General features: G+C 70.0%; 18 protein-coding genes. 10 read left to right on the forward strand and 8 right to left on the reverse strand.

The window, feature by feature from the left end; translation table 11 throughout:
- On the reverse strand, nucleotides 1-1,617 hold the full coding sequence (locus V5P93_RS03155) for an integrase (protein WP_146107937.1): 1,617 nt from the start codon (nucleotides 1,615-1,617) through the stop codon (nucleotides 1-3).
- Between the two features lie 234 nt (nucleotides 1,618-1,851).
- On the opposite strand from V5P93_RS03155, the gene V5P93_RS03160 reads away from it, so the two are divergent.
- Nucleotides 1,852-3,213: an APC family permease gene (locus tag V5P93_RS03160; protein ID WP_104477473.1), complete on the forward strand. Its 1,362-nt coding sequence runs from the start codon at nucleotides 1,852-1,854 to the stop codon at nucleotides 3,211-3,213.
- Here the strand turns inward: V5P93_RS03160 and V5P93_RS03165 are convergent.
- Both V5P93_RS03165 and V5P93_RS03170 read right to left on the reverse strand, forming a co-directional pair.
- The gene (locus V5P93_RS03165) at nucleotides 3,203-4,021 is read right to left on the reverse strand and encodes an MBL fold metallo-hydrolase (protein ID WP_104477471.1); all 819 of its coding nucleotides are present in this window, start codon (nucleotides 4,019-4,021) and stop codon (nucleotides 3,203-3,205) included. The genes V5P93_RS03160 and V5P93_RS03165 overlap by 11 nt on opposite strands.
- Nucleotides 4,022-4,588, reverse strand: a complete 567-nt coding sequence (locus tag V5P93_RS03170) for a TetR/AcrR family transcriptional regulator (RefSeq protein WP_104477469.1) — start codon at nucleotides 4,586-4,588, stop codon at nucleotides 4,022-4,024.
- A gap of 66 nt (nucleotides 4,589-4,654) precedes the next feature.
- On the opposite strand from V5P93_RS03170, the gene V5P93_RS03175 reads away from it, so the two are divergent.
- Together V5P93_RS03175 and V5P93_RS03180 are read left to right on the forward strand one after the other, a co-directional pair.
- Nucleotides 4,655-5,530 (forward strand): aldose 1-epimerase family protein, encoded by an 876-nt coding sequence (locus V5P93_RS03175; protein ID WP_104477467.1) that lies wholly within the window; start codon nucleotides 4,655-4,657, stop codon nucleotides 5,528-5,530.
- A 45-nt stretch (nucleotides 5,531-5,575) separates the two neighbouring features.
- Complete coding sequence (locus V5P93_RS03180; RefSeq protein ID WP_104477465.1) at nucleotides 5,576-6,787, forward strand: amidohydrolase; 1,212 nt, start codon at nucleotides 5,576-5,578, stop codon at nucleotides 6,785-6,787.
- Nucleotides 6,788-6,804: 17 nt separating this feature from the next.
- On the opposite strand, the gene V5P93_RS03185 is transcribed toward V5P93_RS03180, so the two are convergent.
- Entirely contained in the window at nucleotides 6,805-7,434 is a 630-nt protein-coding gene (locus tag V5P93_RS03185) for a hypothetical protein (RefSeq protein WP_104477463.1), read from the reverse strand.
- Between the two features lie 179 nt (nucleotides 7,435-7,613).
- Nucleotides 7,614-8,771: an acyl-CoA dehydrogenase family protein gene (locus V5P93_RS03190; RefSeq protein WP_104477461.1), complete on the reverse strand. Its 1,158-nt coding sequence runs from the start codon at nucleotides 8,769-8,771 to the stop codon at nucleotides 7,614-7,616.
- 100 nt (nucleotides 8,772-8,871) lie between these two features.
- Here V5P93_RS03190 and V5P93_RS03195 point away from each other — a divergent pair, with 100 nt between their 5' ends.
- From V5P93_RS03195 to V5P93_RS03205, 3 genes are all read left to right on the forward strand, one after another.
- Nucleotides 8,872-9,471, forward strand: a complete 600-nt coding sequence (locus tag V5P93_RS03195) for a TetR/AcrR family transcriptional regulator (protein WP_104477823.1) — start codon at nucleotides 8,872-8,874, stop codon at nucleotides 9,469-9,471.
- Between the two features lie 216 nt (nucleotides 9,472-9,687).
- The gene (locus tag V5P93_RS03200) at nucleotides 9,688-11,004 is read left to right on the forward strand and encodes a citrate synthase (protein ID WP_104477459.1); all 1,317 of its coding nucleotides are present in this window, start codon (nucleotides 9,688-9,690) and stop codon (nucleotides 11,002-11,004) included.
- 119 nt (nucleotides 11,005-11,123) lie between these two features.
- Nucleotides 11,124-12,461: a deoxyribodipyrimidine photo-lyase gene (locus V5P93_RS03205; protein ID WP_245931091.1), complete on the forward strand. Its 1,338-nt coding sequence runs from the start codon at nucleotides 11,124-11,126 to the stop codon at nucleotides 12,459-12,461.
- On the opposite strand, the gene V5P93_RS03210 is transcribed toward V5P93_RS03205, so the two are convergent.
- The 3 genes from V5P93_RS03210 to V5P93_RS03220 all read right to left on the reverse strand — a co-directional run bounded on the left by V5P93_RS03210 (nucleotide 12,454) and on the right by V5P93_RS03220 (nucleotide 15,038).
- Nucleotides 12,454-12,819: a hypothetical protein gene (locus V5P93_RS03210; RefSeq protein ID WP_104477455.1), complete on the reverse strand. Its 366-nt coding sequence runs from the start codon at nucleotides 12,817-12,819 to the stop codon at nucleotides 12,454-12,456. The genes V5P93_RS03205 and V5P93_RS03210 overlap by 8 nt on opposite strands.
- 97 nt (nucleotides 12,820-12,916) lie before the next feature.
- Nucleotides 12,917-14,104: an ABC transporter permease gene (locus V5P93_RS03215; protein WP_104477453.1), complete on the reverse strand. Its 1,188-nt coding sequence runs from the start codon at nucleotides 14,102-14,104 to the stop codon at nucleotides 12,917-12,919.
- A 22-nt stretch (nucleotides 14,105-14,126) separates the two neighbouring features.
- Nucleotides 14,127-15,038, reverse strand: a complete 912-nt coding sequence (locus V5P93_RS03220; RefSeq protein WP_245931088.1) for an ABC transporter ATP-binding protein — start codon at nucleotides 15,036-15,038, stop codon at nucleotides 14,127-14,129.
- Nucleotides 15,039-15,204: 166 nt separating this feature from the next.
- Here V5P93_RS03220 and V5P93_RS03225 point away from each other — a divergent pair, with 166 nt between their 5' ends.
- The 4 genes from V5P93_RS03225 to V5P93_RS03240 all read left to right on the forward strand — a co-directional run bounded on the left by V5P93_RS03225 (nucleotide 15,205) and on the right by V5P93_RS03240 (nucleotide 19,223).
- Nucleotides 15,205-15,645: a YbaB/EbfC family nucleoid-associated protein gene (locus tag V5P93_RS03225; protein WP_104477451.1), complete on the forward strand. Its 441-nt coding sequence runs from the start codon at nucleotides 15,205-15,207 to the stop codon at nucleotides 15,643-15,645.
- Between the two features lie 20 nt (nucleotides 15,646-15,665).
- Nucleotides 15,666-15,968, forward strand: a complete 303-nt coding sequence (locus tag V5P93_RS03230; protein ID WP_104477449.1) for a type VII secretion target — start codon at nucleotides 15,666-15,668, stop codon at nucleotides 15,966-15,968.
- Nucleotides 15,965-17,491, forward strand: coding sequence for a hypothetical protein (locus V5P93_RS03235; RefSeq protein ID WP_104477447.1), 1,527 nt, complete (start codon nucleotides 15,965-15,967; stop codon nucleotides 17,489-17,491). The genes V5P93_RS03230 and V5P93_RS03235 overlap by 4 nt, the downstream gene beginning before the upstream one ends.
- A gap of 643 nt (nucleotides 17,492-18,134) precedes the next feature.
- A complete protein-coding gene (locus V5P93_RS03240; RefSeq protein ID WP_104477445.1) occupies nucleotides 18,135-19,223 on the forward strand; it encodes a DNA cytosine methyltransferase in 1,089 nt (362 codons plus the stop codon).

Genomic DNA, 19,223 nt, shown 5'->3' on the forward strand with positions numbered 1-19,223 from the left:
TCAGCCGAGCAAACCGGTCACCGGCTGCCCCATGGCGTCCCCGACCAAAGCCAGCGAGTTCTCCGCTCCGGCCGCCAGCGCCAGTGGCTTGACACCCGCCGCGAGCTTCGCGTGCACAATCCGGTCGAGTCCCGCGCCGACCAGCGGTGCCGCTGTTCGAAGCGCTGCTTCGAGCGCAACCCCGCCGGTGCTCCCACCGTGCGCGACGATGTTCCGCTGCCGGTAGAGCCGCCTGAATATCCCTCTGAAGACCCGGCGGACGCTCTCCAGTTGCGGCTGGGGATCCTGCACCATCGCCGTCATGCGGTCGGCCGCAGCGCTATCGCTCGCGGTTGTGATCACCAGTGAAGTGTTGCCCAAGGCGTTCGCGACTACCTCCGAACGGCGCTGGTTGTTGGGGCAATTCGCCAAGTCCTCGCTGAGCTTGTCTGGAGCAGGAGGTTGATGCTGGTACGACAGCGCTGTCAGCTCGGCACGCGGCCAAGAGCAGGCGGTGATCGCCGCGAGGCGGTCTCCGGCCACAGCTCGTCCCACCTTGGTCTCGGCCTTGTCGCCGGGGTGGAAGAGCAACGCCTCGATCGCCGCCCAGGCCCCGGTCACCGCCGAGGTCGAGGGACCGGCGTCCAGCGGCGCGGCGAGCTCGAGCGCTTCATCCAGTCGGTCGCTCTTCTGCACGTCGAACATGGTTCGCTCCCGCATGAGCGAGGGAATCGCGACGCCACGCGGCGGGGGGAGCAGCGGTAGCGGCTTCGCCGCACCCATGACCCACACCTTGCCGCACGGCCGCAACGTCTTGTCCGATCTCCGGGAGTAGGACCACCGGTTCTCCATGCGCCGGACCAGTCCACCCATGGTTCGGGCGTCGGCAACAGCGTCCTTCGCCGAGACGCGGTAGCGGAACGCGCCGTTCTGGCGCTCGGGGTTGGTGAGGTTCTGCGCTTTGAACCAGGCCGAAGCCTCGTCGGGAGAGAGCCATTCACGAAGGTGTTCGACTAGTAGTTGCTGCTCCGGTACGGAGATGAACGGGACGATGACCTCGAACTCCTGGTCCACCCTGTCCGCCAGTTCGCGAGCGGAGTCCAGCAGATCGGCCAGTGATGCCTGCGGCTCGCGAGTGAACGCTCGGACCCAGCGGTGCAGCTGCCCGGAGCTGTGGCCGCAGTCGAGGAGATGTGTGGCAACAGCCTTGGCCAGCCGCTCTGCTGAAGGCGGGCGGGATGAGTCGACACTGTCCGCCCAGCGGGTCAGGTAGTTCTTCTGGATCGCGGGTAGGAGCTCGATCAGCTTTCGGCGGTCTTGTCCGTCCGGGGACAAGCCGTTGCGCAGCAGATCGGTGAGTTCGCGACGCAAGCGCCCATCGCCGAGCCCCCGGTCAGGGCCTAGCGCGCGTTCCAGATCGTGCAGGTACCAGGCCACCGAAGCTCCTGAGAGAACATGGGCACGGAGCCAATTGCCCGCCTCCACCGCCTCGCGGAGCGCGAGCACGCTGCCCACGTCCCACAGTCGCCGTGGCCACGGAGTGGTGTCCGCGAAGAAGTCGGCCAGCCGCGCAGCGACATGCTTGGCGAAAGGGTCTTTCGCCAGCAAGCCAGCCCGAGTGTTGACAGTGTTGGCCACGGTGTGGTTCACTCCTAACCAGTGCGTTGAGCACGATGACTAAAGCCTGGGTGCCGCCCCTTTGGGGCCGTCCCCAGGCTTTCTTATTTTCTGTGTGGCGCCCAGCGCGTTGACATCACGGCAACGGGTGCTGTTGGGGTTCGCGAGGGACCGGTGGGTGGCGAACGGGGCAGAGGTGTTGTGCGTGGCTCAAAACGATGTTTGGTTTGAGTCCTTCCGGGACACTGTTGCGGCATGACCTCCCAGGAGCAGGCGCAGCCTGAGTTGAAGCGGGTGATCGGGCCCGGGTTGTTGCTGCTGTTCGTCGTCGGGGACATCATCGGTACCGGTGTCTACGCCCTGACCGGCACGGTCGCGGGCAAGGTCGGTGGCGCCCTCTGGCTGCCCTTCCTCCTCGCCTTCGCCGTCGCCTTCTTGACCGCGTTCAGCTACCTGGAGCTGGTCGGCAAGTACCCGAAGGCCGCCGGGGCCGCGCTCTACGCCAACCGGGCGTTCAAAGTCCAGTTCCTGACGTTCATGGTGGCCTTCGCCGTCATGTCTTCCGGTATCACCTCCGCTGCCTCCGCCGCGCAGGCGTTCGGGAACACCTACCTCAAGAAACTCATGGGTGACTCGCTCACCATTCCCACTGTCTGGATCGCGGTGGGGTTCGTCGTGCTCTTGGCGGCCATCAACTTCCGGGGTGTTGCCGAGTCGTTGTGGGCCAATGTCGTGCTTACGGTGATTGAGCTTTCGGGGTTGCTCATCATCATCGTGGTCGGCATCTACGCCATCGCCAACGGTCAGGGGGACCCCGGCAGGCTCGTCGAAATCGACACCTCCGGCCAGAGTTCCCTCATCGCCGTCAGCTCGGCCACCGCGTTGGCCTTCTTCGCCATGGTGGGGTTCGAGGACTCGGTCAACATGGCGGAGGAGTGCCGCGAGCCGGTTCGCATCTTCCCGCGCGCCATGTTGGTCGGCATGGGGATCGCGGCGGTCATCTACGTACTGGTCGCGGTCACGTCCTCGCTCCTGCTCCCCGCCCGCGAGTTGGCGGGGTCCGGCAGCGACGCGCTGCTCAAGGTGCTTTCCGCGGGCGCGCCCGACTTCCCGCTCTGGGTGTTCGCGTTGATCGGGTTGCTCGCCGTCATCAACTCGGCGCTGATCAACATGTTGATGGCCAGCCGGTTGGTCTACGGGATGGCCAACGAGCGGATCATCCCGAAGGTCTTCGGCGTCGTGCACCCCGCGCGGCGGACGCCGTGGGTGTCGATCGTGTTCACGAGTCTCATCGCCGTTGTGCTGGTGGCCACCGTCGACATCAACCTGCTCGGGGGCACGACTTCGCTGTTGCTGCTCGTGGTGTTCACGGTCGTCAACATCGCCGTTCTGGTGCTGCGCAAGGACACGGTCGAGCACAAGCACTTCCGCGCGCCGACCGCGCTCCCGGCCATCGGCGCCGTGGCCTGCGCCTACCTGGCCAGCCCGCTGTCCGGCAGGCCCGCCCGCGAGTACGGCATCGCCGCCATCCTGCTGGCCGTCGGCGTCGTCCTCTGGCTCGTCAACCGCTTCGTGGTCGGGCGGGTGCGGGTGGACGCGGAGAAGCTCAGCGTGTGAGCTGGCGCAGTTCCACGACGTCGTGGGCGGAGAAGACCGTGACGTCGTGTGCGGCGAGCATGGTCCGCAACCGGTCCTGGTTGGCCTTGCGGGCCTCCTTCTCCGTCTGCACCAAAGACTCGAACACCCGCAGCCCCACGGTCGACTTGGCCGTCGGCCCCATCTGCGCCCGGTTGAAGTACGCGTCCCCCGCGTGCAGCAGCCAACCGTCGTCCGAGCGGACCGCCACGCCGCAGTGCCCGCGCGTGTGGCCGACCAGCGGGACGAGCAGGAAGTCGTCGGACAGGCCCGCGAGCCCGCGCACGGCCTCCATGCCCATCCAGCCCTCACCGCCGGTGGGCTCGTGCACCTCCCACTTCGGCCCGTGCGCCCAGTGGGCCTGCCGGTAGCGGTGCCGCTCGGCGCCGGTCGCCGGGGTCAGCGCCGCGCGCAGCTCCGGCCCGTAGACGTGCACGCGCGCGTCGGGGAAGTCGGCGAGGCCGCCCGCGTGGTCGAGGTCGAGGTGGGTGAGGATGATGTGCCGGACGTCCGCCGGGTCGTAGCCCAGCGCCTTGACCTGCCGGACCGCCGCCTGCGCCGGGTCCAGCACCGGGCGCACCAGGGCCACGAACGGGCCGGGCAGGTTCGTGCGCGGGTCGGTCAGGTCGGTGACGCCGAAGCCGGTGTCCACGAGCACCAGGCCGTCGTCGGATTCGACGAGCAGCACGTGGCAGACCATGTGGGCGAACCGGAACAGCCCCGGCTCACCGTCGACCAGCTTCCCGCCGAGCGGGTGCATGCTGCCGCAGTCGAGGTGTCGAACGCGCATCTAGGAGTCCTTTCGAAGCAGTGGTGCGAGTGCGGTGGCGACCGCGCGCAACGGGGCCGTGTCGCGTTGGTTGCGGGAGAGCAGTTGAGCGCCCTCGACGGCGGCCAAGAACGTGGTGGCCAGCGCGTCGGGGTCGGGTAGCCCGTGCCGGGCGAGGTGGCCGCGGACGACGCCGTGCCACGCGCGGAACGCCTCGGCGCAGGCCGCGCGCACCGGCTCCGCGTCCCCGGCGTCCTGGGCGAGGGTGCCGATCGGGCAGCCCCGCCGGAACCCGGAGGCCGCCAGCTCGTCGGCCAGGAACCCGGTGATCGCGGCGAGCGCGCCCACCGCGTCCGGCGTCTCGGTGAACGCCCGGTCCACCCACGCGCACACCTCGGCCCCCGCCAGCCCCACCGCCTCGGCGGCCAGCTGCTCCTTGCCGCCGGGGAAGTGGAAGTACAGCGACCCCTTGGGCAGGCCGCCCTCGGCGACGACCTGGTTGAGGCCGGTGCCGTGGTAGCCGTGCGTGCGGAACAGCTCGGCGGCGGTGCGCAGCGTGCGGTCTCGGGTGTCGGTACGGCGGGGCATGGCGGTTATTATACAGACCGGTCTAGTAAGAGTCGCGACCGTGGCGACCCGACTAGCCTCCTTGGCATGGCCGAGACCGAGATCCGCTTTGGCGGCGCCCGTGCCGTCGCCACCCACCACGGCGCCGCGCTGCGCCTCTTCGAGTTCGACGACGTGCCCTACCTGGAAACCTTCCCGGCGGGGGAGCAGCCACCCATGGGCTCCGGCGCCGTGCTGGTGCCCTGGCCCAACCGGGTCGCGGGGGCCGTCTGGCACCACGACGGCGAGGAGTTGCGCCTCGACGTAACGGAGCCCGCGCGCGGCAATGCCAGCCACGGACTCGTGCGCCGCGAGACCTGGGAGGTCGCCGAGCGCGCCGACGACACCGTGACGCTGGCGGTCACCGTCGACGGCCGCCCCGGCTGGCCCTTCCCCTTCCGGACCACCACCACCTACACCGTCTCCGCTGCGGGCCTCACCGTCACGCACGGCGTCGAGAACCTGGGCGAGCGCCCGATGCCCTTCGGCGTCGGCGCTCACCCGTACCCGCGCCCCGGCCGCCTCGACGTCGACGACTGCGTGCTCACCCTCGCCGCGACCACGCACCTGCCGCTCGACCCGGAACGCATGGTGCCCACCGGGTCCGCCACCCCGGTGCCCCGGTTCTCCCGTGTGGTCCGGGAAGTCACGCTCGACGACGCATTCGGCGGTTGCGCGCCGGAAAGCGACGGACTGGTCCACCACACGCTGCGCGGCGGGTCCGGCGGCGTGGACCTGTGGGCGGACCCGGTGTTCCGCTGGGTCCAGGTGTACACCCCGGATTCCTTCCCCGGCCGCGAAGGCGGCGCGGTCGCGGTCGAACCGATGACCTGCCCGCCGGACGCGCTCAACTCGGGAGTGGACCTGTTGGTTGTGGACGCGGGCGCGCGCTGGACCGGATCCTGGGGAATCTCACCGATCTAGCCGTTCGGGCCGGTGGCATGTTGATCATCGCGCTACGGTGGTGGTGTGACTATCGCCGTGACGGGTGGATACGTGGTTCCGGTTGTGGGCGCGCCGATCGAGGGCGGGACCGTGCTCATCGATGGCGGCCGGATCGCCGCCGTCGGCCCCGCCGCCGACGTGGACGTCCCGGACGACGCGGAGATCGTGGACGCGTCGGGTTCCTGGGTGCTGCCCGGTTTCGTCGAGGCGCACGGCCACGTCGGCGTCCTGGAGGAGTCCGAGGGCTGGGAGGGTCGCGACCTCAACGAGACGACCAACCCCGTCACCGCGCAGGTGTCGGCCCTCGACGCGATCAACCCGGACGACGAGGGCTTCCGCGACGCGCTGGCCGGTGGCGTCACGACGATCGTGGTGAAACCGGGCTCCGGCAACGTGATCGGCGGCCAGACGGTTGCCGTGAAGGCCTGGGGCCGCACCGCCGACGAGATGCTGGTGCGCGCGCCGATCAGCGTCAAGAGCGCGTTGGGGGAGAACCCGAAGCGCAACTACGGCGAGCGCAACGTCATGCCCGCCACCAGGTTGGGCGTCGCGGCCGTCATCCGCGAGGCCCTGACCAAGGCCCAGGACTACCGCGCCCGACGGGACCGCGCGCGGGAGAACGGCGAACCGTTCGACCGCGACCTCGCCGACGAGACCCTCGCGCGCGTGCTCGACGGCGAGATCCCCTGGTGCCAGCACGCCCACCGCGCCGACGACATCGCGACCGCGATCCGCCTGGCCGACGAGTTCGGCTACCGCCTGGTCCTCAACCACGGCACGGAAGCGCACCTGATCGCCGACCTCATCGCCGAACGCGACATCCCCGTCGTCGTCGGGCCGCTGTTCGTCAGCCGCCTCAAGGTGGAGCTGCGCAACCGCACGCTGCGCACCCCCGGGATCCTGGCGCGGGCGGGTGTTCGCATCGCGATCACCACCGACCACCCCGTCGTGCCCATCAACTTCCTCGTGCACCAGGTGACCCTGGCGGTGAAGGAGGGGCTGGACGAGGAGACCGGATTGCGGTCGATCACCACCAACCCGGCGGAGATGATGGGAATCGGTGACCGCGTCGGCGCGCTGGCACCGGGGCTCGACGCCGACGTGGTGCTCTGGTCGGGCGACCCGCTGGACGTGATGAGCCGCGCCACGCGGGTGTTCGTGAATGGGCGGTCGGTGTACCGGTTCGACGAGCAAACCGGGTTCGGCGTGACCGAGAGCCCGTTCCACCGGGGCTGAACCGGCGGAATTCCGCGCTATTTCAGCGCCGCCGCGTCGATTATGTCGTTGACCGTGCTATCCGGGCTTTGCCCGCAGGCGTACAGGACGCTCGCCACGATGTACGGCTCGTCCTCGCGCCGTTCCTGGCCCTTGCCGCGGTAGGCGCGGACCAGCAGTCCCCGCTGTTCGGGTTCTTTCAACGTCCAGAAGGTCCGGCACGGTGTGGTGCCGTCCAACTCGGGTTCCTCGGTCAGCTCGACGAACAGCGCGCGACCACCCACGACCAGGGCCAGGGCCAGGACCGCCGCCCCGGCCCCCATGAGGACCCGCTTGGGCACCCGCGGGGAGTACCGGGCGGGCAGGGGCTCCTCCGGCGGCTGCGGCGCCGCGCCCGCGGCCTGCGCCAGGTTCGAGACCTGGTCGCGGAAGGACGGGTCGCGGGCGAACTGGTCGTTGAGGATCGTGGTCAGCGTCGACCTCGGCTGCGGCGCGGTCGGGTCGGCCTCGAACACGTCGAACGCGGCGGCCAGCCGGATCCGGCGCAACCGGCCGAGCACCGCGTCGAAGAGGACGTCCGCGGCGCGCTTCTGGTTGCCGGACAAGGTGTTCGACGCCAGGTCAGCCAGGATGTCGACCACCTGGTCGGCCAGGACCGGTTGGTTCACCGAGCACCACCGCAGCGAGCCGAGACAGTGTTCCCCATGTCGTCATGATCGTCGATACTGACTGTCGCGTAAGGGGGTGACGCGTGATCGGCGTGAATCCGGCGGTTCGCGGTATTCACAGCGGACCGTTCACAACCCGTCTTCCCGCGACCGATCGCGGTCCCCTCAGGCCGTCCCGGTCATCCGGTCACATCGGCTTCGCGCAGCTGGCGGGCGATCACCACGCGCTGGATCTGGTTGGTGCCCTCGAAGATCTGGGGCACCTTCGCCTCGCGCAGGTAGCGCTCGACCGGGAAGTCGCGGGTGTAGCCCGCGCCGCCGAGGACCTGCACCGCGTCCGTGGTGACCTTCATGGCCGCGTCGGTGGCGACCAGCTTGGCGATCGAGGCCTGGCGGACGAACGGCAGGCCGCGGTCGCGCCTGCGGGCGGCCTCCAGGTAGGTCGCGCGGGCCGACTCCACGGCGGCGGCCATGTCCGCGAGCAGGAAGCCCAGTCCTTGGAAGTCGATGATCGTCCGGCCGAACTGGGTGCGCTGCTTGGCGTAGGACACGGCCTCGTCCAACGCGGCCTGCGCCAACCCGACCGCGCACGCCGCGATGCCGAGCCGCCCGGAGTTCAGCGCGGAGAGCGCGATCTTGAACCCCTGGCCCTCGGCGCCGAGCAGCCGGTCGGTGGGGACCCGGGCGCCGGAGAACAGGACCTGGGTGGTGGACGAGCCGGTGAGGCCCATCTTGCGCTCCGGCGGGGTGAACTCCACGCCGGGCGTGCCCGCGTCGACCAGCAGGCAGCTGATGCCCCGCGCGCCGTCGTCCGAGGTGCGGACCATGGTCGTGTAGAAGTCCGCCTGACCGCCGTGGGTGATCCACGCCTTGGCGCCGTTGACCAGGTAGTCGTCGCCCTCGCGCCGGGCCCGGGTGGTCAGCGCGGCGGCGTCCGAGCCCGCGTGGCTCTCCGACAGCGCGTACGCGCCGAGCAGGTCCCCGCCGAGCATGTCCGGCAGGAACCGGGCCCGCTGCTCCTCGGTGCCGTGCCGGGCGAGCGCGTAGCAGGACATGGTGTGCACGGACACGCCGACGCCCACCGTCATCCACGCCGCCGCCAGCTCCTCGAGGACCTGGAGGTACACCTCGTAGGGCAGCGCCGACCCACCCCACTCCTCCGGGTACGGCAGCCCCAGCAGGCCGCTGCGGCCGAGCAGCCGGAACTGCTCGCGGGGGAAGCGCTCGTGTTCCTCGTACTCGGCGGCGACCGGCGCGAGTTCGTCGCGGGCGATCTCACGGGTGAGGGCGAGCAGGTCCTCGGCCTCGGTGGTGGGCAGCAGGCGCTCGGCAGGCATGTTCGGGCCTTTCGGTCAAACCTGAGCAGTACTCGGGACAGTACTGGGGGACGCTCCACAGTACTGTTCGGGGTCCTGACCTGTCGATACTGTGAACGACATGAACCCGCGACGCACCCCGACCGCCCGGCAGGCCGCCCTGCTGGAGCAGCTGCTCGGGATCTTCCTGGCCGAGGGGTTCGCCGACACCACCCTCGACGGCTTCGCCGCCCGGCTGCGCTGCTCCAAGTCCACCCTGTACGCGCTCGCGCCGAGCAAGGAGCAACTGGCGCTCAAGGTCGTCGGCCACTTCTTCCGCGGCGCCACCGAGCGCGTCGAGAAGGGCGTCGCCACCGCGGCCGACGCGCGCGAGCGGATCGAGCGCTACCTCTCCGGGGCCGCGCGGGAGCTGGGCGTGGCCTCGCCGCGCTTCGTCGAGGACGTCGCCGCCTTCGCCCCCACCCGGGCGGTGTACCAGCGCAACGCCAAGGCCGCCGCCGAGCGGATCCGCGGGTTCATCGCGGAGGGGGTGGCGGAGGGCATCTTCCGGGACGTGCACGCGGCGCTCGTGGCCGAGATGGCCGGGTGGCTGATCGAGGGCATCCAGTCCGGTGTGCTCACCGCGCGCGCCGAAGTCTCCGACGCCGAGGCGTTCACCGGTTTGGCGGATCTATTGCTCGGTGGACTGAGCCGGGATGCGCCGCCGGGAAATCCGGCGTAAACGTGGCGTCATTTGTGATACGTGTCCCAAGAGTGCCCGACGCCCCCGGTCACGGCTGTCCGTAATGCGCGCGGAGCACTAGCGTAGGAGGCTCAGGACCCCAATGGGGCGGTGCTGCGCTGTGGCCGCAATTCGCATCGGCCGTGATCGCACCCGACCAGGGCCGTACCGGCTCGGCCGTCACCGCCGCCCTGCCCGAGTGTGAGAGGTACTTGCATGCCCGACGGGACCGCTGTGCCCACCGGCACCGAGCACACCGCCGCCCTCCGATACCCCGGCGGCGAGCACGAGATGGCGGTCGTGCCCGCCACCGAGGGTTCGTCAGGCGTCGACCTGGGCAAGCTGCTGGCCAAGACCGGCCTGGTCACGCTCGACCCCGGCTTCGTGAACACCGCTTCGTGCTCGTCCGCCATCTGCTACATCGACGGTGACGCGGGCATCCTGCGCTACCGCGGGTACCCGATCGAGCAGCTCGCCGAGCGCTCCAGCTTCATCGAGGTCAGCTACCTGCTGATCTACGGCGAGCTGCCCAGCCAGGCCGAGCTGGACGACTTCACCCACAAGATCAGCAGGCACACCCTGCTGCACGAGGACCTGAAGCGCTTCTTCGACGGCTTCCCGCGCGACGCGCACCCGATGCCCGTGCTGTCCTCGGCGGTGTCGGCACTGTCCACCTTCTACCAGGACAGCCTGAAACCGTTCGACTCCCACCACGTGGAGATCTCGACCATAAGGCTGCTGGCCAAGCTGCCGACGATCGCGGCGTACGCCTACAAGAAGTCGATCGGCCAGCCGTTCCTCTACCCGGACAACTCCCTTGGCCTGGTGGAGAACTTCCTGCGCATGACCTTCGGCTTCCCGGCCGAGAACTACGACCTCGACCCGACCCTGGTCCGCGCGCTCGACCAGCTGCTCATCCTGCACGCCGACCACGAGCAGAACTGCTCCACCTCCACGGTGCGGCTGGTCGGCTCGTCGGAGGCGAACCTGTTCGCCAGCGTGTCGGCGGGCATCAACGCCCTGTTCGGCCCGCTGCACGGCGGCGCCAACAGCGCGGTGCTGGAGATGCTGGAGGGCATCCGGGACTCGGGCGGCGACGTCGGCTCGTTCGTCAAGAAGGTCAAGAACAAGGAAGACGGCGTCAAGCTGATGGGCTTCGGCCACCGGGTCTACAAGAACTACGACCCGCGCGCCGCCATCATCAAGAAGACCGCGGACGAGATCCTGGGCAAGCTCGGCGGCGACGACTCGCTGCTCGACATCGCCAAGCAGCTCGAGGAGCACGCGCTCGCCGACGACTACTTCGTGTCGCGCAAGCTCTACCCGAACGTGGACTTCTACACCGGCCTGATCTACCGGGCCATGGGCTTCCCGACCAAGTTCTTCACCGTGCTGTTCGCGCTCGGCCGCCTGCCCGGCTGGATCGCGCACTGGCGCGAGATGATCAACGACCCGGCCACCAAGATCGGCCGCCCGCGGCAGGTCTACACCGGCCACACCGAGCGGGAGTACAAGTCCGTCACCGAACGCTGACACCCCACCACGATCGCGGCGCCGTCGACTGTGGACGGCGCCGCTGCCGTTTCCACGGTCGGGTTAACCCGATGGAGTGGCACTGCGGGGTGGGCCGGTGATCGGTAACCTTGCCCGCCGTGGCGGAGACTCCTGCGGTGGTGTGGTTCCGGCGTGACCTGCGGACCGGCGACCACCCGGTCCTGTTGGCGGCGGCCGAGCGCACACCGCGCGGGCTGGGGCTGTTCGTGCTGGACGAGGAGCTGCTGCGGCCGTCCGGTCCGGCGCGGTCGGCCTTCCTGTACCGGTGCCTGCGGGACCTCGACGAGCAACTGGGCGGACGGCTGCTCGTGGTGCGCGGGGACCCGGTCGACGTGCTGCCGCGCGTGGTGCGCGCGGTGGGTGCTGGATCGGTTCACGTGTCGGCGGACTTCGGTCCGTACGGCAGCGCGCGCGACGACCGCGTGGCCGAGGCGCTGGACGTCGAGTTCGTCCGCACCGGGTCGCCGTACGCGGTCGCGCCGGGGCGGGTGGTGAAGTCCGATGGCAAGCCGTTCAAGGTGTTCACCCCGTTCAGCCGCGCCTGGGCCGACCACGGCTGGCGCAAACCCGCAGACACCGACGCGTCCACACTGGACTGGATCGATCCCGCGGACAAGGACGGCGGCCCGCGGCGGGTGCGCATCCCGGACGACCCGTCGGTGCGGGCGGAGCTACCCGAGGCGGGGGAGCGGGCCGCGTTGGAGACCTGGGCCGAGTTCCGCGACGAGCGGCTGGGTGACTACGACCACGACCGCGACCGCCCCGGCGTCGACGGCAGCAGCCGGATGTCGGCCTACCTGCGCTGGGGCTGCGTGCACCCCCGGACCCTGCTCGCCGACCTGGGCCCCGGCACCTACCGCAACGAACTCGCCTGGCGCGAGTTCCACGCGGACGTCCTGTGGCACAACCCGACCGCCGCCCGCAAGAACTACAACCCCAAGTTCGACGCCATGCGCACCGACACCGACACCGACGCCGAGGACAACTTCGACGCCTGGTGCCGCGGCGAGACCGGCTACCCGATCGTCGACGCGGGGATGCGCCAACTGCTGGCGGAAGGTTGGATGCACAACCGCGTCCGCATGATCGTGGCCAGCTTCCTGGTGAAGGACCTGCACGTCCCGTGGTGGTGGGGTGCCCGGCACTTCATGCGCCACCTGGTCGACGGCGACCTGGCGTCGAACCAGCTCAACTGGCAGTGGGTGGCGGGCTCGGGCACGGACGCGGCCCCGTACTTCCGCGTCTTCAACCCCACCACCCAGGGGGAGAAGTTCGACCCGCACGGCGACTACGTCCGCAAGTACGTGCCGGAGCTGCGGGGGTGTGTGGGCAAGAAGATCCACCAGCCGTCGGGTGTGCCCGGCTACCCGGACCCGATCGTCGACCACGCCCACGAACGGCAGGTGTCGCTGGAGCGGTACGGGCAGATCAAGTGAGCAGAGGCCGGATCAGGCCCTCGATGTGCTCGAACACATCGGCATCGGTCTCGCGCTGCCACTGCGGCAACTCGTCCCAGTCGGCGACGTACGACGCCTTGGGCGCCTCGATGTGCTTGTAGACCTGGGCGACCCAGCAGAGCGCCACAAACCGTCCCTTTTGGACCCTGCTCAGCCTCGAGGTGTCCCCGAGCTCCACGAACGCCCGCACCTGCTCGTACACCGCGTTCGCCGCGGCCCGCTCCCAGGCGGGCAGCTCGTGCCACGGCACGGTGTGCTCGGCCTTCGGTCCGCCCGGGAAGTGCCGGTGCACCCCCTCGACCCAGGCCCGCCGGAAAACCTGCCCTCCCTCGATCACGCGCCCTCCCTCAGCCGGTGATCACGCCATCCAACTCGCCGAGCCTCCCGCGCGCCAGGTGCGGTGGTCGGTACGGTGATTCCCGGTTGCCGCGCGGTCAGGGGCGGCGCAGGGCCTGGCGGAAGTTCAGCCGCGGGCCGGTGCGCAGGACGGCGCCCGTGTAGATGCGGCCGCTGAGCCACGTCAGCACCGCCGTCGACCCCAGCATCAGCAGGATGGCCACCACCACCTGCCACGTCGTGCTCACCGACAGGGCGATGCGGCCCGGCATCAGGATCGGCGCGAACGGCGGCAGCACCGACAGCACCGCCGTCGCCGTGGTGTTGGGGGCTCGGGTGAGGAGGCCGAAGCTCAGCACGAAGGCCAGGACGAGCACCGAGGTGATCGGCAGCAGGACCGACTGGGTCTCCTCCTGGCGCGACACCAGGGAGCCCGCCGCGGCGAAGACGGTGGCGTAGAACAGGTAGCCGAGCAGGTACCAGAGCAGACCCCACAGCAGCGTGCCCACCGCCGCCGACGGGATGGTCAGGACGCCCGTCACGACGGCCAGCACCGTCCCGGCGCCGCCGACCACCACCAGCTGCGCCAAACCGACCAGACCCAGGCCGAGGACCTTGCCCGCCAGCAGCTCCCACGGCCGCACGGTCGCCAGCAGGATCTCCACGACCCGGCTCGACTTCTCCTCCACGACGCCCTGGGCCACCATCGTCCCGTACAGCAGCAGCGACAGGTACAGCAGCGCGACGATCACCAGCGCCATCGCCAGCCGCTGGTCGTGGGTGGGGTCAGGGGCGCGCAGGGCGCGCACGTCGACCGTCGCGTCGGCCACCGTGGACAGGACCTCGTCCGGGTCCAGGTCCTCGACGGAGGCCAGTTGGGCGCGCAGCACCTCCCGCTGCACCAGCGTGTTCAGCGCCCGCCGCAGGTTCTCGTCGAGCGACTCGTCGACCACCACGTGCAGGGACGCGGGCGCGCCCGTCACCAGCGCGTCCAAGTCGCCGTCGACGATCGACGACTCGCCGGACGCCGGGTCGCGGACCGTGCTCACCTCGACGTCGAGCCCCCGGGACGCCGCCTCCTCCGCCAGCGCCCTGGCGATGCCGGTCGCCTGGCCGGACAGGCCCACCCGGGTGACCCGTTCGCCGCCGAACAGGGTGCTCTGCATCAGCACGAACCCGATGAGCACGGCGATCGACACCGCCGTGCCGATGAGGAACGACCGGGTGCGCAGCCGGGTCCGCAGCTCCCGCCGGGCCACCAGCCACACGGCCCGCACCGGGCTCACCCGCCCACCCCCTTCACGGTGTTCACGAGGTCGTCCCCACCACGTCCCGGTACAGCTCGGCCAGCGTCGGGTCCTGGTGGGTGAACCCGCGCACCGGCCCGGTCGCCAGCGCCGCGGCCAGCACCGGCTGGTCGTCCGCGCCGTCGGCCAGCCGCAGGCGCGTGCGCCCGCCGCGCACACCCAGCACGGTCACCCCGGGCAGCCCGTCCGCCCAGCCCGGCCGGGCCGCGGGCGCGTCGACCACCAGCGTGCTGCCCGACCCGGCGCGCAGCTCGGCCACCGTCCCGCAGGCCGCCAGCCGCCCGGCCCGGATGATCCCCACCCGGTCGCACAACCGCTCGACGAGGTCGAGCTGGTGGCTGGAGAACAGCACCGGCACGCCCGCCGCCGCCCGCTCCCGCAGCACCTCCGACAGGACGTCGACGGCCTGCGGGTCCAGCCCGGAGAACGGCTCGTCGAGCACCAGCAGCACCGGGTCGTGCACCAGCGCGGCGGCCAGCTGCACCCGCTGCTGGTTGCCCAGGCTAAGCCGCTGCACCTCGGTTTCCCGGTACCCGCGCAACCCCAACCGGGTGATCCACCGCTCGGCGTCGCGGTGCGCGTCGTTGGTGGTGAACCCGTGCAGCTCGGCGAGGTAGACGAGGTGGTCGAGCACCCTCATCCGCGGGTAGAGGCCGCGCTCCTCGGGCAGGTACCCGAACCGGCGCCGGGCCGCGCGGTCGACCGGCGCACCGGCCCAGCGCACCGCGCCCGCGTCCGGCTCGACCACGCCGAGCACGACCCGCATGGTGGTCGTCTTGCCCGCGCCGTTGCCGCCGACGAAGCCGAACAGCTCGCCGGGACCGACGGTGAAGCCGACCCCGTCGCAGGCCACGACGTCGCCGTAGCGCTTGGCGATCCCGTCGACCTCCAGTGCGGGGCGGGTCGTTTCCACACCCCCCAGTATCCCCGCTCCCCGGTCCGGCCTACCGGCTGGTCAGCTCGCCCGGTGCGACCGCAAACGAGTTGCGCGATTGCGGCCCGGCGCGGAACCGAACGCGCGATGCTCCGTCAAAGCTCGACGGATGATCCGGGTTGGTTCGCAGTTGGAGGGGCGCCAGATGAACCCTGAGCAGTGGCTCGCGCAGTACGACGAGACGCTGAAGAAGGCCGCGGCGAGTGCGCAGAAGGCGGACAAGGCGCTGCGGGAGGTGGGGGGATCGGCCACGTCGACCGACGGCGAGATCAGCGTGCACGTGAGCGCGGGTGGCGCCACCACCGGCTTGGTGCTGCGCTCCGGCGTCCGCGACTACGAGCCCGAGCAGCTGGCCAGGGCCATCCTGGCGGTGACCAGGGAGGCCCAGCGCGACGCCAGCGCCAAGGTGGTGGCGACCATGGAGGAGCTGGTCGGCGACTCGCCCGCGCTGGACGTGGTCAAGGCGCACCTGCCGCAGGGCTACGCGGGCGACGCCGAGGACGACACCGACGCGCCCCCGGCCAAACCCCGCGACCGGCCTTCCGACGACGAGTACTTCGACAACCCCCCCGAAGTCGTCCACTAGACACCCCAGAGGCGGATCTGATGGGTACTGGTTTCAACGTCAACGTGGCGGAGATGCGGGTCCACGCCCGCACCGTCGCGACCTGCTCCACGCAGGTGCAGTCGGCGACGGGGGCGACGCAGTCGGTCTCCGACGCCGCGTTCGGCATGATCGGGCAGTTCTTCGCGACCGCGATCCTGGCCGCCTGCGGTGACGTGCTGCAGGGCATCCAGAAGGTGGCCACCGCGTTCGACGACGTCCGCAAGGGCATCGAGGACGTGGCCCGCGAGTACGAGCAGATCGACCTCGGCAACGCCAACACCTTCGCCGGGAGGTCCGCGTGAGCGCGCCGACGACCACCACGGCAGGCACGACCCAGGTGACCGGCCAGCAGGCCGTCACCAGCCTGAACAACGACGTCCGCGGCGCCAAGGCGGCGATCGAGCGGGGCGACTGGCTCGACGCGGGCCTGCAGGTCACCAACGTGGCCATGGACGTCATCAACATCGCGGGCGACCCGCTGGGCGCGGCCGCCGGTGCCGGGTTCGGCTGGATCATCCAGCACATCAAGTTCCTGCGCGAGCCGTTCGACAAGCTGCTCGGCGACGCGAACTCGATCATCAGCAGCGCCCAGGGCTGGGTCAAGGCCGGTGACCAGCTGGTGCAGGCCGCGGACAAGTACCGCCAAGCCGTGAAGACCGAGACCTGCAACTGGCAGGGCGCCGCGGGCGATTCGTACCGCCGCGCCGCCGCCACCCAGGCCGAGGGCCTCGACGCGCTGGCCGAGGTCAGCAAGGGCGTCGGCGAGGCGATCAGCGGGGCGGGCAAGCTGCTCGCCGAGGTGCGCAAGACCGTTCTGGACTTCATCAACAAGTGCGTCCAGAAGGTCATCATGATCATCATCGAGGCGCTGGCCAAGTCCTGGCTGAGCTTCGGGGCCAGCATCGCCGAGGGCATCGCCAAGTCGGTGGCGCAGGCGGTGCAGACCGCGCAGAAGGTCCTGAGCAAGGTCCAGAAGTTCGTGTCCTCGCTGCAGAAGATCCTGCAGACGGTCCAGAAGATCGTCAAGCTGGCCCAGGCGGTCAAGCAGCTGCTGGAGACCATCGGCGGCAAGGCGAGCGGCGGTCGCGCGGCCAACACCCGCCAGGCACCCGCGGTGAACACCTCCGGCGTCGACACGGCGGCGAACACGCGCTACACCAACCCGAACCCGACCTCGGGCCCGACGTACACGTCGACGGCGCCGCCGAGCTACAACTACACCCCGTACCAGCCCCCGGGGACCGTGGGCGGCCAACCCACGTACAACCAGGGCGCGCTGCCGACGTACACGGGGTACCAGCCGCCGACGGGCGGCACGGGCCAGTACGTGCCGTCGTACCCGGGGCAGAGCGTCCCCGGCCAGGTCGGGCAGGTGGGCATCCCCGGCACCGGCCCCGGCGGCACCCCGCCGTGGGGCAGCAGCGGTCCACCCCCCACCCAGGGCGCCCCGGCGTCCCGTGTGGACCGGGCCCGCTGGATCGGCGCGGTCGTGGAAACCCTGATCAACCACGGTGTGGATCCCTCGAAGATCAACGCCGAGCAGATCGCCCAGATCGTCGACCGCACCTCCGGCGGCAACCCGCACGCGGTGACGCTGCCGGACCCGAACGGGGGTGGGGGGCTGCCGTCCAAGGGGATGGTGCAGATCACCGACCCGGTGTTCGACCAGCACAAGGTGCCGGGCTACGACAACATCTGGGAACCGGTGGACAACATGCTCGCGGGCGTTCGCTACTTCCTCACCCAGTGGGGAAGCCTCCTGGAAACACTGCGCGCGATCTCGGGAACCGGGCCCGCAGGTCCGATCACCATCCAGCAGCAGTAACTCCGGCTCGCGACAAGGCCCCCGCCGATTCCGGCGGGGGCCTTGTCGTTGAGGGGAGACAACACCCCTTGCAGCGAAGTTGTCACCTCCGCGACCTGGCAGCACCAAGCGGGCGGTACTGGGCCTCTGGCGAGTGGGTCTTCAGTCGTGGTGGAGCCTTCCCGCCAGGGACGCGTCCTAGAATGCCGTCTTGCCTGACCGGTAGTATTTGACTGATACCAGCACGCCCGTTGCGGAGACTGTTGCGCTGATCAACAAGATGGTGAGATGCAATCTTGAGATTGTTGAAATGTGCCAATAGGCGTGGGCGAGGAAGGCTGCGACTGCCAGCATGAGCGAAGCGAAGGTCGCCTTTGAGGTGAAGTCGTCAATCTGGTCGAATGGAGATTCGCAGCCCGGGACGCTCAGCTCGGAGGACGTGTTCCAGTGCATCGGGTGGGGAGGGACGAGCAGGTAGCCAATGCCGCTCTTGGCGAGGGTTGGCCATGGTTGAGTTCTGAACTGTGTGGGCCCTGGGGTGGGTTTGCCTTTGTGGAAGTGAGTGTGCGGATCCTGAGGGATAGTGCTCTTGGTGTGCTGGGTGGGCGGTGCTGGGGTCCTGACCTGCGTGGCCTGCGGATAGCCTGACCCGGTGGGTTTGCGGATGATCGATCTGTTCGCCGGTTGCGGCGGGATGACCTCGGGGTTCACCGCCGCCGGGTTCCGGCCGGTGCTGGCCGTCGAGTGGGACCTGCACGCGGCGGCGACGTACGCGGCGAACTTCGGGGCCGGTCACGTTCGCTGGGCCGACATCACCACCGTCACCGACGTGCCCGAGGCCGACGTCGTCATCGGCGGCCCGCCCTGCCAGGGGTTCTCCAACCTGGGGAGCCGCGACGTCGATGACCCGCGCAACCAGTTGTGGAAGCAGTACCTGCGGATCGTGCGGGAGGTGCGGCCCGCGGCCTTCGTGATCGAGAACGTGGACCGGTTCCTGTCGTCATCCGAGTTCGGCCTGCTCCAGGCCGAGGTGCGGCCCGGGGGCCTGCTGTCGGGCTACCACCTCACTTCAGGGCTGCTGCTCGCCGCCGATTTCGGGGTGCCGCAGCGGCGCAAGCGGGCGTTTGTCATCGGGTCTCGCGAAGGCGCTATCCCGCTGCCGACCCCGACGCACCCGAGTTGGCATGGCGTTCGGACCGTCCTGCATGGACTTCCCGAGAAGCCCGCTGCCACAGCGCTCCCGAAGTCCACTGTGGAGTACTTCGGGCAGACCGTGCCCGGTCGGTTCACCAGCGCGGACCTGCACCTCGGCCGCAACCCCACCGCGCTCTCGCTGGCCCGCTACCAGGTCGTGCCACCCGGCGGCGGGCGATTCGACCTGCCGGACCACCTCCTCCCGCGCTGCTGGCGCGAGAAGAAGACCGGTACCACCGACGTCATGGGGCGAATGCGCTGGGACGAGCCGTCGCTCACCATTCGGACCGAGTTCTACAAGCCCGAGAAAGGGCAGTACCTGCACCCGCAATGGGAACCGGGGCCTTCGGGGCATCGCGTTGACCGGCCCATCACCCACCTGGAAGCCGCCCGGCTGCAAACCTTCCCCGACGATTTCACCTGGTGCGGCTCGAAAATCGAGATCGCCAGGCAGATCGGCAACGCCGTGCCGCCGGTGCTCGCGGAGGCGATCGGCAGGCACGTCGCGGCGCATCTCGGGGGCACGAAAGCCGAAAGTGCCTGTCGGCTCTGCGTGTAG

Origin of the sequence: Actinokineospora auranticolor (assembly GCF_041897805.1) — a bacterium.
Taxonomy (GTDB): Bacteria; Actinomycetota; Actinomycetes; order Mycobacteriales; family Pseudonocardiaceae; genus Actinokineospora; species Actinokineospora auranticolor.

Excerpts from the sequence above, each read along its gene's own strand:
- V5P93_RS03165 (WP_104477471.1), bottom strand. The coding sequence starts at position 4,021 with ATGCGCGTTCGACACCTCGACTGCGGCAGCATGCACCCGCTCGGCGGG.
- V5P93_RS03175 (WP_104477467.1), top strand. The coding sequence starts at position 4,655 with ATGGCCGAGACCGAGATCCGCTTTGGCGGCGCCCGTGCCGTCGCCACC.
- V5P93_RS03160 (WP_104477473.1), top strand. The coding sequence starts at position 1,852 with ATGACCTCCCAGGAGCAGGCGCAGCCTGAGTTGAAGCGGGTGATCGGG.
- V5P93_RS03200 (WP_104477459.1), top strand. The coding sequence starts at position 9,688 with ATGCCCGACGGGACCGCTGTGCCCACCGGCACCGAGCACACCGCCGCC.
- V5P93_RS03240 (WP_104477445.1), top strand. The coding sequence starts at position 18,135 with ATGATCGATCTGTTCGCCGGTTGCGGCGGGATGACCTCGGGGTTCACC.
- V5P93_RS03230 (WP_104477449.1), top strand. The coding sequence starts at position 15,666 with ATGGGTACTGGTTTCAACGTCAACGTGGCGGAGATGCGGGTCCACGCC.
- V5P93_RS03195 (WP_104477823.1), top strand. The coding sequence starts at position 8,872 with ATGAACCCGCGACGCACCCCGACCGCCCGGCAGGCCGCCCTGCTGGAG.
- V5P93_RS03170 (WP_104477469.1), bottom strand. The coding sequence starts at position 4,588 with ATGCCCCGCCGTACCGACACCCGAGACCGCACGCTGCGCACCGCCGCC.
- V5P93_RS03225 (WP_104477451.1), top strand. The coding sequence starts at position 15,205 with ATGAACCCTGAGCAGTGGCTCGCGCAGTACGACGAGACGCTGAAGAAG.
- V5P93_RS03190 (WP_104477461.1), bottom strand. The coding sequence starts at position 8,771 with ATGCCTGCCGAGCGCCTGCTGCCCACCACCGAGGCCGAGGACCTGCTC.